The organism is Alginatibacterium sediminis, assembly GCF_003610775.1.
Lineage (GTDB): Bacteria > Pseudomonadota > Gammaproteobacteria > Enterobacterales > Celerinatantimonadaceae > Alginatibacterium > Alginatibacterium sediminis.
Genome location: NZ_RAQO01000004.1, coordinates 834,568 through 851,681 on the forward strand (window position 1 = coordinate 834,568; position 17,114 = coordinate 851,681).

Consider the following 17,114-nt stretch of genomic DNA (forward strand, 5'->3'; position numbering starts at 1 on the left):
AGCATTGTTTACGTATTCATAGACAGTTATTAGAAATTGTACGACTTCTGCTTTTAAATAGCGGATGTTTTAGCAGTTAAAGCCAATCAGCAACGATTCCTAAATCTATGATATAGAGTATTGGGATCTTGCAATGACCACTTACTGGAGAATATATGTTGCCACTTTTCCCTTTAGGGATATTAATATTACCTAATGGCAGAACTCGTCTGCGGATTTTCGAACCCCGCTACAAACGTCTAGTCGCAGTCGCTAGTCAGCGTGGAGGCTTTGTCATGTGTTTGCCCCTTGTCAATGGGCAACTGCCTTTAGTTGGAACTCAAGTTAACATTGAGGACTTCAACCAATTGGAAGACGGCTTACTTGAAATCACCATTATTGGACAACAACGGGTACTTTTGAGTGAAGCAACACAAGAAGATGATGGCTTATGGTTCGCTAAAATAGACGCTTTGGAAAACTTACCATCAATCGAAGTTCAAGATGAATATCAGCTACTTGCAGTTAGTTTGCTAGAAATATTAACTGAACTAAATTTGTACTCAGAAGTTGAATTACTAAATGTTAGCGATCAAACTTGGCTAGCCCAACGCTGGGCAGAATTAATCCCTTTTACGCGAGACATACAGTTGCAAATACTGCAGCAACAACAAGCAGCTAGTTTGAACAAATTGGTGCTAGACCTCGTGTTTACCCATATTGGAAAAGCACGAACCAACTATGATGCATGAAGTTAACCATCAAGATTAGCGATAATTTGTTCAACAATCACTTGTGCTTTCTCAAACTCATATTCATCTAAAAGAGTGACGACTTCGCGCATACGATTATTGTCGTTTGCGTCGTCAAAACAGCCGCTAAGTTCTAGAGCTAGCTCACTGGCGTTATAATCAAAATTGGAAACCAACGAGACAAGAGAAACAAGTTTTTGCAGCGCTAGTTGCGTTGGTATAATCGTTAAACTTTCTGGTTGGGATTCTTCTGTTTTGCTGTCTAGTCCGACAGCTTTGTTTATCTCAAGCACAGTGAGTTCAATTGTGTCTTCAAGGCTGGTATAAAAACTTGGTTCTTGCTTATAGATTTTAGCAATCCCTAATTCTTCTATTTCTTGTGCTAAAGCCGCCAAGGCATGGGCACCAATATTTAAAGCGTTTCCTTTAAGGGTGTGGATTAGTCGCTGCGCATCTTGCCATTGCGCTTGGTTTAGATGGTCTTCTAATTCAGTTGGGAAACTTTTCATTTCTTTAGAAAAACCGGTAAGCAGTTTTTTATAAAGCGTAATGTCATTATCACTTACCCGCATTCCTGCGCGTTCGTTGATTAGGTCAGCTTTAAAGTCAAAGTGATTATTCTGCGTTTGTACTGATAATAAAGCTTCGCTCAATGGCAAGACCTTACTCGGTTTTATCCAGTGACTGAGTACTTGAAACATTTGCTCAACGTCGATGGGTTTGGCAATGTAATCACACATACCGGCTGCGATGACACGTTCTTTATCTTCGGAAAATGCCGAGGCAGTGAGTGCAATAATGGCAATATTGCTGTCCATTTCCTTAATCGCTGCCGCAGCCTCAAAACCATCCATCACTGGCATTTGCAGATCCATAAGGATGCCGTCATATTTATTCTGTTTCACCATTTCAATAGCGACTAAGCCGTTAACCGCGATATCAACACGTATAGAACTTCGTTCAAGTAGTTCTCTACTAAGCTCCTGATTGATGTTGTTGTCTTCAACCACTAGTAGGTAAGCCCCAGCTAAGCCTTTACGCCTATCTAACAGTGTTTGTTGCCTTTCATGCAAACGTTGCTCAGCGTTATCATCACGCTTGTCTGTATTAAGCAACTGATTCAACAAAGCCAGATCGACACTGCCTTGGATGACATGGTCAAACCCAAGCGTATTACAATCAACATCTTGTTCAGAACACAGCCAAACACTCTGTACCTGCATGTGTTGAATACAGTGCGTAAGTGCCGATTGCGCTTGTTCAGGCAAACCTGCGCCGGCCACCATCAGTAGTGTAGGTTTGGTCTTATTTGCGGCTAGCAATTCAAGGTCTGAAACCTCAGTAATTTCTTGGTAATTGCAACAAAGGGCTTTGAGTTCGCTGCGTAATTCAAGATGCCTTTCAATGTTATCCAAAGCTAGCCAGAAACAATCGAGTTCTGATAGTTCATTTTTAAAGCTATTGATTAAGAGCTGCCGGTGCGCATCGTCTATGTCAATTGTTGCTGTAAACATAAAGTCACTGCCCTTATTGACTTCGCTTTCTATCCAGATGTCGCCCTGCATGGCATTAACCATGCTCTTACATATACTTAGTCCTAGTCCAGTTCCACCATATTTACGAGTGGTAGAGCTATCAGCTTGCGAGAAAGCCGAGAACAGTTTTTGTTGCTGCTCTTTGTCTAGCCCGATACCCGTGTCACTAACCACAAACCGCAACTTTTCAGTTGTGTCAGTCGCTAGAATAGAAATTGTGATGCCACCATGTTGCGTAAACTTAACTGCATTGCTAATTAGATTAGTTAAAATCTGCCCAAGACGAAGCGGATCTCCTAAGCGATTAAGGATAATCTGCGGTTCAACAGTTGCCTTGAGATACAAGCCTTTCTCTTGAGCACTGACCTGAGCCAGCATTAACGCATTATCAAGCACATCACGGAGGCTAAACGGGATGCACTCTAAGTCAATTTTTCCAGCCTCAATTTTGGAGAAGTCGAGTATATCGTTGATGATCCCAAGCAGATTATTCGCTGATTGATTAACTTTACCCACATAGTTTCTAGCATCTTTATCGAGCTCACCTTCTAAAGCAAGGTAAGAGAGTCCAATGATGGCATTCATCGGAGTTCGGATTTCATGACTCATGTTGGCTAAAAAATCTGACTTCGCTTGGCTAGCTTCTAGCGCTACATTTTTGGCTATGACCAACTCGTCAGTCAGTAATTTTAAAGGGGTGATGTCATAGCACCAAAACAACACGCCGGGTTTGCCTTTAAAATCTATTGAAGCATAGCTCGCTAAGCCCCTAAATTGTGATTGGTCTTGACGAACAAAGTCTATTTCACGGTCAGTTACGTAGCCTTGGTCAAGTAGAATGCGATAGCTCTCAGCACGCTCTTCTGGATCCGCATATATACGATCAGGTGCAAATTGCGACAAGTCGACGTTTTCTAATCTGAACATTTTCAAAATTGTGCTATTGGTAAACACCGCATAGCTATCTTGAATAATTGCCATGCCTACGGGCGCAGTATTTAGAATTTGAAACAAAGCCTGTTCGCGTTCTAGAACTTGGGCCTGAGCATGCTTGCGAGCCCCAACCTCTCGGCTTAACTTTCGATTCCACCAAATAACAACTAAGAACAATATACCCAGAACAGAAGCAATCTGTAACGCCAATGTATAATCAATGGAGCTTACCTTGTCGTTAGGAACCCAAGTTCGGATAATGGCATCTTTTTGCTGCTGACTGACTGAACCTAAAACTTTGCCAATGATGCTGTGTAACAATGGCTCACTTTTCAATGCAAATAGGGTTGAACGAACTTTATTGTCGGTGACACTATCAATGGAAAGGTTGGAATAGCCGCGCGTTTGAATTAAGTAGCGCAAAACAAGGTCGCTATCGACAACGTAATCAAGCTTACCGCTACTTAGTTTATCTAAACCTTCAGCGGTATTTGGTATGAGTTGCCACTCCACACCTGGATATAAATCGACTAAAGAGTCTGAATACGAGGCTCCGTTTACTACACCTACGCGTTTACCAAGTAAATCTTCTTGCTTGTTAATATTTGACTGCTTGTCAGAAAATGCAACCGATAGTTGTTGAGAAGCTAGCTCTTTGCTTGGACGATAATCTAACGACACTAAGGGGTTGTTGAACGCGGCTGATACAACCATGACTTTTCGATGCTGAATTAGGTCTAATGACTGTTCCCAATCATCGACGGGAACAGGAATAAATTGGCTTCCAGTTAGATCGCTCAGTAACTGCAGGTATTCAGAAATTATCCCAATAAACTTGCCATCCTTGTCAATGGCCTCAAAAGGCAAAGCGTCGGGGTCAATAGCAACCTTTATGTCTGGGTTTTGCAGCAACCATTGCTGCTCTTCGGTGGTAAGTTTAAAGCGCTCGCCTTCTACTGAATTACTCGTATAAATCTTTGATACATGTGCAAACACTGTAGGGTCAAGGTCCAAAAATTGTGTCGCAACCGGTAGATGTGGGAAGCTTTTTAAACGGTCCCAGTCTTGTTGTCCATAAAAGCTAACAATAGCGCTATCAGCACCAGTCCAGTTCGGGTCTGCTACTACATATTTATCAATGTGAACCAAACCTTTGGACTCAATAAACGGAACTTGAACAAAATCGCCGTCTTTAACCTGCATTTTAAGAAAACTGCGATTGGGGCCGAGTAGCATCACTTCAATTGCTTGAATACCTGATCCCTGTTGGAACAGTTTCAGAATTTCACGAAGCTTTTTTTGCTGACCTTGCACGGCAAAGGGCAAAATTGACTTGCTTATCACTTCTGCCCGAACTATTTGCTGAGTAAAATCATTTTCCGAAAATACTAATAAAATATCTTGGTATGCCTGATTAGCTTGATAAGCTTTCAGCTGTCGATCGAATAAATCCCGTAATTCACGAGAGCGAAACGCAACATGCGTGTTTAGCATTGAACTTAGAACCTGGCTGTGCTGCTTGCTCGCTGAAAATCCCGAAAAACGTGGGTCAAATTGCAGAAGCCAATTTAGCTGAAGTTTATCAACAAACAACAAATCACTATTACCTGAGACAAACGAATCTAATGCCTGCTGCCCATAAACATAGCTTTCAGCTTCATTAAGATTCGTCGCGATAAAACTAGCATACTTTGTTGGCGCGCCATTCAAACGCTCTACCAACAAGGCCTGTGTAGGCAGATCATCGTAATCTATTTCAAATTCGCCTTTGCTAAAGGCGACGACATCCCTATCCACCAATACTTCAGATACATAAACACCTGAATTCGGTTCAGGATCGATACCAACCCAAAAGTCTAGATCGGGAAATTTTGAGAAAGCCTCTTGAGCACTAAGTTCGGATATATCAATCCGTTCAAATATTTGATAGCCCATGTCAGCCAAGGTATTACCTAACAAAGTGAACTCAAGCCCCAAATTCGCGATATCTGGGAACGCGTACGGAGGACTATTTAAACTAAAACCGCCAAATAGCGGCTCCTGCGTTGACGTATTGTTACGCCACTTCCCTATTATATTATTTCTAATTTGTGGCGGTATTTGCGCAAGTTCAGCGTTGACCAACTCAACCAGATGGGAATTTTGTTTGCTTAAAGCCATGGTGACCGGAATATCGCGCCGTTCATTCACTCTGTAATTTGCTTTGAGCTTGTTTAACCTTAATCGTTGCAGCAATTGGTTGGCAGCACCAAACTCAGCCATGGTGGCAAAGGCTTCACCAGAAGCAACTGCCTGCAATGCAAAGGATAGTTCATCGACCAGTAGTAGTTTAATCTCCGGGTAGTTTTGCTCCAACCAAGGTATAGATTCAAAACCTTTCGCCAGAGCTATAGTTTTACCCTTTAATTCATTTAAGCTGTCAATATCAGGGCTGTTTTCATCTGTAAAAACAACATTGCTGTAGTTGAAGTAACTATCGCTAAATACTAGATAGTCTGATTTTTTTTGATCAAAGGTAAGATACGGCAGCAAATCAAGCTCATTATTTTGCATACCTGTTATCATCGCAGGCCAACCCATACCGATTTTATAGTCAAAGCTTATATTTCCCCGAGCTTCAATCTCATCTAAGAAGTCACGAACCATGCCATCAAACTGCCCTTCATCATTAGTGAATCCATAAGGATAGTAATTGACATCAGCACCGACGCGTAAGCTAGGAATAGCTTCTAATTGTTCACTACTGGCAGCAGGGGATGTGAATATCTGAAAAAGAAGGAACAAGGGCCATAGATACGGGATAAGTCTTCTCAACGAATGTTCCTTTTGTCGCTCTACTTAAAACAAAATTGTTTTGTCTCAAGGTCTTAAGTCGAAAACAGTTACATGTTGAAGTCTAGACGATAAAAACTGCCCCGTTAAGTAACAAGGTAAAATAAATTCCTTGTTACTTACCAGCACGGTGTACATCACATTGAAAGCGGTTGTTATTATAAGTAAAGATATATGTCTAGAGTTTAAACAAAGACGATTGTTGTTTCACCCGCTCAGCCAATACTTGTAGACGAGTAGCAGCTGCGCTTATTTCTTCTCCACCTTTAGCCGTCTCGCGTGCATGCTCATCAATCTCGACAATTTTTTCAGCTATATCACGGCTCACAACTGACTGCTCTTCGGTTGCACTAGCAACTTGATGGGAGCTTGAAACCACTTTGTCGATAGCATTTACGATAGAATCTAGACCAGATCTTACAACGCCAGAGCTTTCTACACTTTGACTAACTTTAGCCTGACTGCTATTCATCATTTCATAAGCTTTTCGCGAGTTAGATTGAAAATCTTCTACTATCTTTTCAATCTCAATGGTTGACTCTTGAGTACGCTGCGCCAAGGTTCTAACTTCATCAGCAACAACTGCAAAGCCACGACCTTGGTCGCCTGCTCTGGCAGCCTCAATCGCTGCATTAAGCGCTAAAAGATTAGTTTGGTCAGCAATATTTTTTATTACTTCAAGTACCGAGCTGATGCTTTGACTACTGTCATGAAGTTTATTAATTGATAAACTAATGTTATCGACATCTTGAGCCACTTCTTGTATCACGTCTTGCGCTTCATCGACGGCGCTTTCACTTGCTTTAGAAGACTGGTTAACTAAATCAACCGCTGCTACGGTTTGGGTTGTACTTTGGGATACTTCTGCGATAGAAATGCTAAGTTCTTCGACTGCTGTAGTTATCATTTCTGTCTGCTGGTGTAATTGATCCAAATAACTCGCATTTTGTGAACTAACCGCAGTGCTTTGAATTGCCGCAGCGCTTAATTCCTGGCTAACGTCACTTAAAGTGGTCATCGTTGCTCGTAGCCCTTCAATCATTGAGTTTAAGTAGCGTGCAATTTGAGAAAGTTCATCGTTCCCAATGATCTCAGCGCTTGATTGCAAATTGTGATCATCTGCAACTTTACGCATAACTTTAACAATGCTATTTACCTGACGATTGAGGTCTTTAAGAATTTTACTCGCCATAAAGATAGTACTAGTTAGAATGACAATAATTAAAATGGACCAAAACCAGAATCCAGTCGATGCTATTTTTGTTTGTGAACTCGAATATTGCGTCAAAGATTGGGCAAAACTATCTTCAAGTGTTTTGAGATCGTTTATACGTAAAGTTGCAGCTTTAAACCATTTGGGTGCATCGGCCTCCAAATTCTGTGCTAAGGCTTGATCTCGATACTCGTTGACAGCGCTAAAATTTTTACCGCGTTCTAGGTCCAAATATTGTTGCTCTATACTAGCTTCTGCAAACGCTTTAAACGTTGCAATATAGCTTTCTTGTTCAGTCATCAGTTTAATAAAGCGTACATAGACACCATCGCCAAATTTACCTGCGGCGAAGCTATTGCTTAGTACTGCTCGTTCGATACCAGCGCGTTCTTTTGACTGAAGTAAATTGTAGAAAGCAATAATCTGCTGAGTTAAATGCGAGTCGCTAGAATTATCACTGATGATCACCGGGGTTGTCAGTAGCAAGGTATTATTGCCTGTATAATAAGACAAAGCATCGCCTAGCTTCATATTAAGACTTTGAGCCTTGGCCCGAATCGCGCTTAATTGCGAAAGCGAACGAAATACTTGTTCCTGCATCCGAACAATGTCTTGGTCAACGATTTCGGCTTTGTTAAGTTGCCAAAAATTTTGAACATTCTCTAAGGCTTGGTCAGTGGCACGGTATTGCTGTGCCAGTTCGCTTGAAAATTGCTTTCCCTGTGCTCCAATGTATCCGGCAGTCGTGCCTCGTTCTTTTTGAATTTCATGAACTAATAGACTGTTTTCTAACATTAATGAAAGTTGAACACTAGCTTGACTCAAATCAATTCTTTTATTATTAAGCTCCAATAAACGAATCGCAGAAATAACAATAAGCATGACTAAAATGGGCAGGATTAAAAGTAACAATTTTTGGCGAAAACTTTTCACAGTAAAACCTTTGACTGGAGTTATTTATAAACATCTATGTTCGAGCAGATGTCGAGTAAAACGCAACTAAACCTCAGCTAAAAGACTTTCTGGTAGCAATGCTAAATACCAACCATAAAATTAACTACTAATAAAAATAGCAGTGATGCACCTAAATGCAACTCCGTTTCTATTTGTTACCTTCCTCCATGATATGGCTGTTTATATTCACATTAGCTAATTTAAATAACTTCTAGCTCAACTTAGAGCATCAACTCTATTTGAAGGCGACATAGTGCAAACAAGGGTATAAAATTGCAACATTACGGGGGTATAAAGTTATCAGAATGGGAATTTAGGCTAACAAATTACTGTAAATTAATATTTACTTGATGTTTAAGGGACGGCACTGTATCTGTCTCAAACCAAGGATTTTCTCTGAACCAGCGATTGTTTCGAGGACTGGGGTGCGGTAAACAAAAGTACTTATGCTTATTAACAAAACTATCTTTAACATTTTGGGTAACGTTAATGTACTTTTCCCTCAAATAATAGCGTTGTGCGTATTGTCCAATAAGTAAAACTAAGCCAGATTGAGCGACATAGGGCTCCAGTTCTGTCCGCCAAATTTGCGCGCATTCGGCTCGTGGTGGGAGATCTCCCGACTTCCCACGACCCGGATAACAAAACCCCATAGGCAATAACGCAAAGTTTGAAGACTCGTAAAACCTTACTTTATCAACGCCTAGCCAAAGTCGTAATTTATCACCACTAGCGTCATTAAATGCAATACCGCTATTATGGGCTTTTACTCCAGGTGCTTGACCGACAATCACAATTTTTGCTAATGAGCTTAACTGAATGATTGGATTTGGTTTAAAACCTAAAGCTGACTCACAATGCCGACAGTTATTGATTCGTGTCTCTAAATCACTTAGTTTTTTATCAACCATAACACTCACTTTTAATACTTTATTAAGCAATTAACCATTATGTAAGTTCGATCAATTTTGATTGTGTATATACCTATGTTAACGTTTTACAAAGACAACTACGGGACTAAGCTATTAATGACTGGAAATAAAAATACAAGAGCCGTTGCAAGCGTACCCTCGCCTTGCGTTCGGGATTGTTGTTTGGACCCAAGCGATATTTGCTTGGGCTGTCATCGTACTATGAACGAAATTCTGAATTGGGCGGCCTCAACTGATAGCCAACGATTGCAAATATTAGACAAGGTTAAAATCCGCAGCCAAAGCCCACCCTATAACACTAAATTCTGATCTCGTTTAAACTTAACTCCCGTATTTTTCACATAAGCGATCAATTAACAGGTCCGAAGCGCTACCTTGGCTTTTACCACATAGTCCACTGTCCAAATAGCTTTGGACTGGTTGCTCCAAGATACGACTAAGTTGCTGTACACAGTCATAGTCGCCAACTACGGATTTAACCTTACTATTATCAAACCTTGCGTTATAGACTTTATCGCCAAGCAGTGGTCCTTCAAACTCTGGGTTAGCTGCAATAAGTTTATCAACGTCAATGTGAACAATGTTTACTTTTGCCTCAAGTAGTTGGCCAATCACCGTGTAGATTTCATCCCAAGTAAAGGCCGTATCTGAAGTAATATGGAAGTCTTCACCATACGTTTTAGGATTTGCAAATAGTCCCACAAACGGAACGGCAAAATCTTCAGAGCGGGTAATGGTCCACACGGTTTTGCCCTGATTTGCCACTATAACTGGCGCTCCGCGTAGCATTCTATCTGCGACGATAAACCCTTCATCCATTTGAGTCGGTAAGCCAGTTCTTAAAGTATGGCTAGGTCTAACAATTGTAAACAGTAACTCCGATTGTTGAAGTAACACTTCAGCAGCAGCTTTATTACGGCTGTATTCCCAATGGGGATTATAAAGCTCTAACGACTCTGTAACAGCTAGCTCTGGAAGCGGTTTATGGTAAGCAGACGCACTAGAAATGAAAATATAGTGGCAATTTTTAGCTTGTTCAAAGACCTTTATGTCACGCTGCATTTGCTCTGGGGTAAACAACATAAACTGGCATACAACATCGAAGCCCATATTTGCGAGGGGTAAATAATCGTGGTCTTGGTTTAAATCTCCGACTATCTGCTCTACGGGCAAGTCACCCCAATCGTAAGAACCACGATTAAATACACTAACCTGGTGCCCGTTTTTTAACGCCTCGTGCACACAAGCAAGTGATATTTGCCCACTTCCACCGATAAACAATACCTTCATATTTCTGATATTCCAATATGCAAATCAGTAGCCTACGCCAATGTTATAGCTATTTGTGTGAGCCCTAACGCATTGCCAGAATCAGAATTTACTTCTTGGTAAAATTAACCTATCGTTTTAGGTCACAAGCTATTTTGTGAACAAAATTATAAAAAAAGGATTTAGGATGCAAAAACATAGCGTATTGCTTAGCTCGCTACTATTAAGCGCCAGTTTATTTAGCCAAGGAATTGCGGCCGAAACTATCAAGATAGGCATTGCTGGCCCTATGAGTGGCAGCGTCGCTCAATATGGTGACATGCAGTTCCAAGGTACCCACGCAGCAATTGCAGCAATTAACAAAGCCGGCGGTATCAACGGACAACTTATCGAAGCACTAGAATATGACGATGCTTGTGACCCTAAACAGGCTGTAGCTGTGGCAAATAAACTGGTCAATGATGGGGTTAAGTTCCTCGTTGGTCATTTATGCTCAAGTTCAACTCAGCCTGCTACCGATGTGTATGAAGATGAAGGTATCCTAGCTGTCACTTGCTCTACTAACCCGGCGATCACCGAACGTGGGTATCAGTATATATTCCGCACCATTGGATTAGATACCGACCAAGGCGCAACCGCGGCCAAATATATCCAAGAGAATATTAAGCCTAAGCGCGTAGCGGTACTGCATGACAAACAACAATATGGTGAAGGTATCGCACAACAGGTACTTGATTCACTTAAAGAATTGGGTATAGAAGTTGCAATTTTTGAAGGTGTAACTGCTGGTGACAAAGACTTTTCTAGTATTATCACTAAGCTGAAACAGCAAGATATCGATTTAGTTTATTATGGCGGTTATCATCCAGAATTAGGCTTAATCTTACGTCAAAGCAAACAGCTAGGTTTTGCACCCCAGTTTATGGGACCTGAAGCAGTTGGTAACAAAGAGCTATCTAGTATCGCTGGGGATGCCTCTGAAGGCCTACTCGTTACGCTGCCTGCTCGCTATGACCTCTTAGAACAAAACCAAGAGATAGTGGCTTATATGATGTCTCAGCAACAAGATCCAACTGGACCTTTTGTATGGACTAGTGTCGCAGCCGTTCAAACTATGGCTTACTTTATTGAGCAACACGGTGTTGATCCAACTAAAGTTGCCGATGCAATGCGTGGCGGTAGTGCTCAAACTGCGATGGGACAACTTGACTGGGATGAAAAAGGCGATTTGATCGGCTTTGAATTCGGTGTCTACAAGTGGCATGCCGACGGCACTGGCACTCAGATCTAAAACAAGCTAATCGCTCGGGCAACTATGGCCCGAGCAATTATTGATTACGCTGTCTATGCACTTTCACGATAACTAGCAACTCGTTTCCCAAGCGCACGTTTAAACGGCAAATACTTGATCAGTTCTTCAAACAAAACAATGCCAAACACAATGTAGATTGGCGCACCTAAATAGACACTTAAGGCACACAGTGGCAGGGCAATAGCCCACTGACTAAATGCATGAATCCGCAGTACTAAATAGCTATCTCCCATTGCTCTAAGTGTGTTTCCGCAAATGGTATTGTAGGTTCTGACGATCGGCAACACGATATAAATGGGTGCAATCAGTGCCAACATAGCCAATGTTTCAGGCTCTAGAAGCGGATAGACCCATTGCACCGATAGGCTAAATACAACAAATACCAGTGACAAGGCTATCGATAAACCAATGATTATTTTCACAGCGTCCGATATAAAGTCTGGGATTTTGTGTTGCTCTTTTTTCCCAATAAACTGACTGACATTAATAGCTGTTGCATGCGCCCATGAGCTTACAAATTGGCTGCCAATTCTGATCCACGGATAAACAAGGGTAATCGCTGCATAAGCATAAACGCTCATTTGGGCAAAAAGCATTTGATACAAGGTCATTCCGCTCATCAAGGTTATAAAGTTTGCAGCTATGGGCCAAACCTCTTTGACATGACTTTTGATGCGAGAGCGACCTAGATACTTAAAGCCATCAACTATATGTAGTTGAGACTGCCTAGATACTTGGACCATCAGATAAGTGACCCGAATTAAAGTCGCCGCTAGCGAGCCAAGTGCAGCCCCTTGCAAACCCAGTTCAGGAGCTCCCCATAGTCCGTGAATCAAAACTAGGCTGATGCTAAAGTTAAATGGAATTTCTAACATGAACCCATATAAAGGAATTCGGGTTTGGCGACTAGCATTAAAGTAAGCAATTAACACTTGAGTTAGCGATGAAAACAACAGACTGATCATACCAATACTGATATACAAACTGGCTTGCTGTGCCACCTCATTCTGCTGGGTAACCAAGGCTAACAATGAGTCTAAACTGAGCCACAGTGCCAGGCATACAATCAACGAGAAGCTAACATTCAATACCCACGCCGCCGCCATGTCTCGCGATATTTTAATAAAGTCATTGGCTCCCGTTGCCCGTGCAATGATCATTTGAGAACCATTAGCAAGAGCCGTTTGAATGCCGGCAAAAAAAGCAACAATTGCACCAGCGATACCTAACGCAGCAATTGACACTTCACCTAGCGGTGCAACTAGCAGTAAATCCACCAGCACCATTGACTGAAACAAGATTGCATTGAGCGCCATTGGCCAGGCAAGGCTAATGTTTTGTGAGAAATTGTGTTTAGAAATGAACATTAAAATACAACCTTAAATGCAAACAAGAAGGTAATGAACTGATAATTAGAAATGTTATTGAGCCATAAGCGATTTGGATTTCTATTGTAGTATTATAGGTTATTAATCATTGAAATAGAATACAGCGTTCACAACGATCTTCAGTCTGTTTACACCATCGTTGTGGTGCCTATAGGCATTTAAGATGCCAAGCCATGCTATAGCTTGGTGCATGGTTGGAGTCGATACAATAAGGCCAACTGGCTTTGGTTTATCCTTTGTTTGTTAAATACAAAATCGCATTGTAAATCAATATTTTTAGGGTCATATCTTAGAAAAAAGGCAACCTTACTCATAAATCTAACCCTAATGGAATTAAACTAACCCTCTAAATAATAAAGGTTTCTTTGTTTCAGTAAGTTACTTTGACTTCTATGCAAGAGATGTGTTGCTGTAATGTTAAATAAATTGGCTATTTAGAAATCTATGCTATGGTCGATAAATAAGGATAATCGGAATAACTCATTCGCTATTGTAACTGGAACTCTATGACTAAGACTGGGAAACAAAAAGTTATTGCTGTTTTGCTGATCATCTTATGCCTTAGCATCGTTCCGATTTTAAGCCTAGTTAACAATTTCTCGTTAGATAACAAAACCAGTTATGGAATCTATAGCAATAACTCTCAAGTAGTTCAGTTTGATTGGTTTGATTACACCTCTAAAGAACACCATTTTCCCGGTGATTCCGACTCGTTAACCTATATGTTTTTAGGATTTTTGTCGTGTTCCGAGGTTTGCTCCGTGCGCGTTCAACAAATGGCTCTTTTAGAAAAAAAAATCGCAAAAGACCCGCAGCTATCAACTCAAAAAATTAAGTTTATGTTTGTAAGCATTGATCCCGAAAACGATACACCGGATCTCAGACGACAGATAATCGATATGCGCTCCCCTCGTTTTACAAGCGCCGTTTTAAATAGCGAGCATCTGTCTCGTTTGAACCGACAATTGGGCGAGAAAATAAACAGGAACCTAGCTGACATAAACCATGTCGGTAAATTATTCCTACTCTCAAAAACTGGCAAGGTTGAACGAATCTATACAGCAAATCAGTTATCTACGCAGGCCATGTTTAATGAATTACAGCATTATCTATTTCCTAACACCTAAGGCAAAGTTATGAATGAAGACTATCAAATAGCATTACGTAAAAAGAATGATTCATACGTATATCGCATTTTAATGCTGCAAGCACCCATACTCGTATTGAGTGGTTTTTTTGGTGCCCAAATGATGACGTTTAGCATAACAGCAGCGATTATGATTTTAGTTGTTGTGCAAACTGCCTACAGTCTTCTAAAAGGCACCGACCTGTTTGCCATTGTTGCAGCAGTCATAATGATGACCGTTTCAGCTCTGCTTATTCAAAGCCAAATGGGCATGATTGAAATGCATTTTCACATCTTTGCGTCTATGGCAGTGTTATTAATTTATCAGCGTTGGCAGCCGTTACTTGCAAGTTTGCTCACCGTAGCTGTCCATCACTTACTGTTCACGTATATACAGTTACAAGGTGTGAACTTATTTGATACGCCGGTGATGATATTTGCCGGAGAATGTAACTGGAGCATAATGCTGGTGCATGCCGTATTTGCGCTTGCTGAAACAGTAATCTTAATCCGTATCGCTGGGTTTATGCGCCAAGATTCATCGGCAAACCAACGCATCGCAGCATCAATTGAACATATATCCAAAGAAAAAGATTTGTCAATTCGCCTAGAGGATGCCAACACTCAAGCCGAAATCGCGTTTAACGTCATGCTTGATGAACTAACACAACTATTTAATGATTACCGCTCCATCGCAACGGACATGGGGAGTACATCTGACAATTTAATGTACCTGAGCAGCGATAGCCAAACGGCAATGCAGATACAAAACGACAGTGCGCAAGGTATCGCTGACACTACACAAGAAGTCATTAGCTATTTCCAACATGTTACTGAAAATAGCCAACAATCTGCTGAGCAAGCAGACAACGCAGCCAGTTCAAGTATCAAAGATCGTCAAAGCGCACTTAACGTAATGACTGACATGCAATCTTTACAAACTAACACCGCTGAGGTTAGTGAGTCTCTCACCTTATTAACAGAGGATGTTGGTGCGATCACCAAACTACTGCAAGATATCAGAAGCATCTCAGAACAAACCAATCTGTTGGCATTGAACGCAGCGATTGAAGCGGCACGAGCTGGAGAGACTGGCCGTGGATTTGCTGTTGTAGCAGATGAGGTTAGAACTCTCGCGCAACGTACCAGTCAATCAACTGATGAAATAGCCAAAGTTTTAACCCGCTTGAATACTAGTATGGTAAAAACTGTGGAATCGATGGACTTAGGTAGTCAGCGTACTAGCGACAATGTCATACACACAAGTAGCATAGCTGAAGAACTCGAACAGCGTTCCTCGCAAATTGAACAAGTTGCAACACTAAGCAAAAATGTAGCCTCTGAGACTCAAGAACAACGAATAAAGCTGGAAAAAATTGGGGTTGATATTCTAGCTAATGCCGAAGCGGCCTCGACGCTCTCTAAACAGATCGAGAAACTGTCAGCAGGTGCAATTGCGATGAAAGCAATCACGGAAAACTACCAAGACAAAGCTGCGACCTACAAAGTTTAATACACGCTGGTTTTGGAAGAGTTGCAGGCATAAAAAAAGACGTCCTAGGACGTCTTTTTAAATATGGCGGGAGTGAGACAGCACGCTTAATATATTAACTAATTGATTTTAAATTAATTTATGACAACCAATGTCATTAGGTATTACTATAGGTATTACTTAATGACAATCATCAATTCTTGGCTGGCGTTCCTAAAGTGCAGTAACAGTATCACCACCGTGCTTAGTAACTCTAGGTCGGCATTGAATCTTCATCGCATCACTAACAAAAGCATTGTCACTCGCCTTGCTAGACCATATATAAGCTTCACCAGGTTTTAAAGCACCTAATTTTTCAGGTGTCAGTGATTTCAAACCAATGCAAGCCTTTTGAATATGCTTCAGCCAATCGGGTGCATTGAACTTATGTAATATAATCTGAGACGAAAGCTGAATAAGCTCTACAGGTACAGAAGGTGGATCTTGGCTAGCAATCATCACACTTGTACCCTTATGTCTCATTTCACGTACAGTTTCAACCAGGCCTTTGACTAAATCTGGACTATCGATGTACTTATGACATTCATCAAAAACTATCAGTTTATTAAAAGTCTGCCCTAGATACTTCGCTTCAGAGAAGATCTGAAGCAGAACAACAAATAGCCCTAAGGCCTCATCTTTCTCTATGAACTCATCTCTAACGTCAACAACGATCATTCTGCCAGGACGAATAAGTGACGCGACGCTAAGTTTGTCATCAACATATTGCTCGGCAAAATCTAGTCGCATATCTGCTAAATCTTTTAATGCATCAGATAAGCTAGAATTCTGGATTCCACTTCTTATCGCTTCAATAGTCAAGTTCTTGCGATTTTTGCGCATTATGTTGCCTAATTGGCGAATATAAGCAGCCTGATTACCAATAGCCCCCATCAAAAACTTCCAGTGCCCTGCTTGTAATTCGGAAGAACAAAACTTGAGCGGATATACATCTGTTCCAGGGTATTCTGCTCTTCGCTCTTCCAACTTATCTTCTGGAGCCAGCAACACAACATCATCTAAGGATGTTGCTTCAGCGCCATAAACAGACTTAAGCTTAGCTAATTGAGACTCATCATCATTCGGGCTAATCATCGATGTGAATTCAGGTTTATAATCCTGAGTTTGGCTGTAGTGGAAGATCACACTAGCTAGCTCTTTATGTAATGTATTAATTGCTGGTATTGATTTAGTTGCCATTTCAACAACTGAACCTAAGGTATAACTTTTACCACCACCTTGAACACCAAATAAACTCATAGTGTGCGTATGGTTTAAGTCTAATGCTACCTTACGACCATGAACTTCTCCTAGCAATCCAAACTGAGCAGAATCTCCATTTACACCTAACACAATAT

General features: G+C 41.1%; 11 protein-coding genes. 5 read left to right on the forward strand and 6 right to left on the reverse strand.

Translation table 11 applies throughout. The annotated features are described in order from the left end of the window. The first annotated feature begins 155 nt into the window (after nucleotides 1–155). On the forward strand, nucleotides 156–731 hold the full coding sequence (locus DBZ36_RS06865) for an LON peptidase substrate-binding domain-containing protein (protein WP_120354165.1): 576 nt from the start codon (nucleotides 156–158) through the stop codon (nucleotides 729–731). Between the two features lie 2 nt (nucleotides 732–733). On the opposite strand, the gene DBZ36_RS06870 is transcribed toward DBZ36_RS06865, so the two are convergent. The 3 genes from DBZ36_RS06870 to DBZ36_RS06880 all read right to left on the reverse strand — a co-directional run bounded on the left by DBZ36_RS06870 (nucleotide 734) and on the right by DBZ36_RS06880 (nucleotide 9,109). After that, complete coding sequence (locus tag DBZ36_RS06870; protein ID WP_120354166.1) at nucleotides 734–6,013, reverse strand: ATP-binding protein; 5,280 nt, start codon at nucleotides 6,011–6,013, stop codon at nucleotides 734–736. A 196-nt stretch (nucleotides 6,014–6,209) separates the two neighbouring features. Then, nucleotides 6,210–8,177 carry a methyl-accepting chemotaxis protein gene (locus DBZ36_RS06875; protein WP_120354167.1) on the reverse strand — a complete coding sequence of 656 codons (1,968 nt, stop codon included), beginning with the start codon at nucleotides 8,175–8,177 and terminating at the stop codon, nucleotides 6,210–6,212. Between the two features lie 347 nt (nucleotides 8,178–8,524). Beyond that, nucleotides 8,525–9,109, reverse strand: a complete 585-nt coding sequence (locus tag DBZ36_RS06880; protein WP_120354168.1) for a uracil-DNA glycosylase family protein — start codon at nucleotides 9,107–9,109, stop codon at nucleotides 8,525–8,527. A 117-nt stretch (nucleotides 9,110–9,226) separates the two neighbouring features. Between DBZ36_RS06880 and DBZ36_RS06885 the strand changes: the two genes are divergently transcribed. After that, entirely contained in the window at nucleotides 9,227–9,439 is a 213-nt protein-coding gene (locus DBZ36_RS06885) for a DUF1289 domain-containing protein (RefSeq protein WP_120354169.1), read from the forward strand. A gap of 12 nt (nucleotides 9,440–9,451) precedes the next feature. On the opposite strand, the gene DBZ36_RS06890 is transcribed toward DBZ36_RS06885, so the two are convergent. Continuing rightward, on the reverse strand, nucleotides 9,452–10,420 hold the full coding sequence (locus DBZ36_RS06890) for an NAD(P)H-binding protein (protein ID WP_120354170.1): 969 nt from the start codon (nucleotides 10,418–10,420) through the stop codon (nucleotides 9,452–9,454). Nucleotides 10,421–10,586: 166 nt separating this feature from the next. Here DBZ36_RS06890 and DBZ36_RS06895 point away from each other — a divergent pair, with 166 nt between their 5' ends. Continuing rightward, nucleotides 10,587–11,690 (forward strand): high-affinity branched-chain amino acid ABC transporter substrate-binding protein, encoded by a 1,104-nt coding sequence (locus tag DBZ36_RS06895; protein WP_120354171.1) that lies wholly within the window; start codon nucleotides 10,587–10,589, stop codon nucleotides 11,688–11,690. Nucleotides 11,691–11,743: 53 nt separating this feature from the next. On the opposite strand, the gene DBZ36_RS06900 is transcribed toward DBZ36_RS06895, so the two are convergent. Beyond that, nucleotides 11,744–13,078 carry an MATE family efflux transporter gene (locus tag DBZ36_RS06900; protein WP_120354172.1) on the reverse strand — a complete coding sequence of 445 codons (1,335 nt, stop codon included), beginning with the start codon at nucleotides 13,076–13,078 and terminating at the stop codon, nucleotides 11,744–11,746. 527 nt (nucleotides 13,079–13,605) lie between these two features. Between DBZ36_RS06900 and DBZ36_RS06905 the strand changes: the two genes are divergently transcribed. Together DBZ36_RS06905 and DBZ36_RS06910 are read left to right on the forward strand one after the other, a co-directional pair. After that, on the forward strand, nucleotides 13,606–14,226 hold the full coding sequence (locus tag DBZ36_RS06905; protein ID WP_120354173.1) for an SCO family protein: 621 nt from the start codon (nucleotides 13,606–13,608) through the stop codon (nucleotides 14,224–14,226). A 9-nt stretch (nucleotides 14,227–14,235) separates the two neighbouring features. After that, nucleotides 14,236–15,738 (forward strand): methyl-accepting chemotaxis protein, encoded by a 1,503-nt coding sequence (locus tag DBZ36_RS06910; RefSeq protein WP_199711789.1) that lies wholly within the window; start codon nucleotides 14,236–14,238, stop codon nucleotides 15,736–15,738. A gap of 192 nt (nucleotides 15,739–15,930) precedes the next feature. On the opposite strand, the gene DBZ36_RS20590 is transcribed toward DBZ36_RS06910, so the two are convergent. Next, nucleotides 15,931–17,109: an ATP-binding protein gene (locus DBZ36_RS20590; RefSeq protein WP_199711790.1), complete on the reverse strand. Its 1,179-nt coding sequence runs from the start codon at nucleotides 17,107–17,109 to the stop codon at nucleotides 15,931–15,933. Nucleotides 17,110–17,114 lie beyond the last annotated feature (5 nt).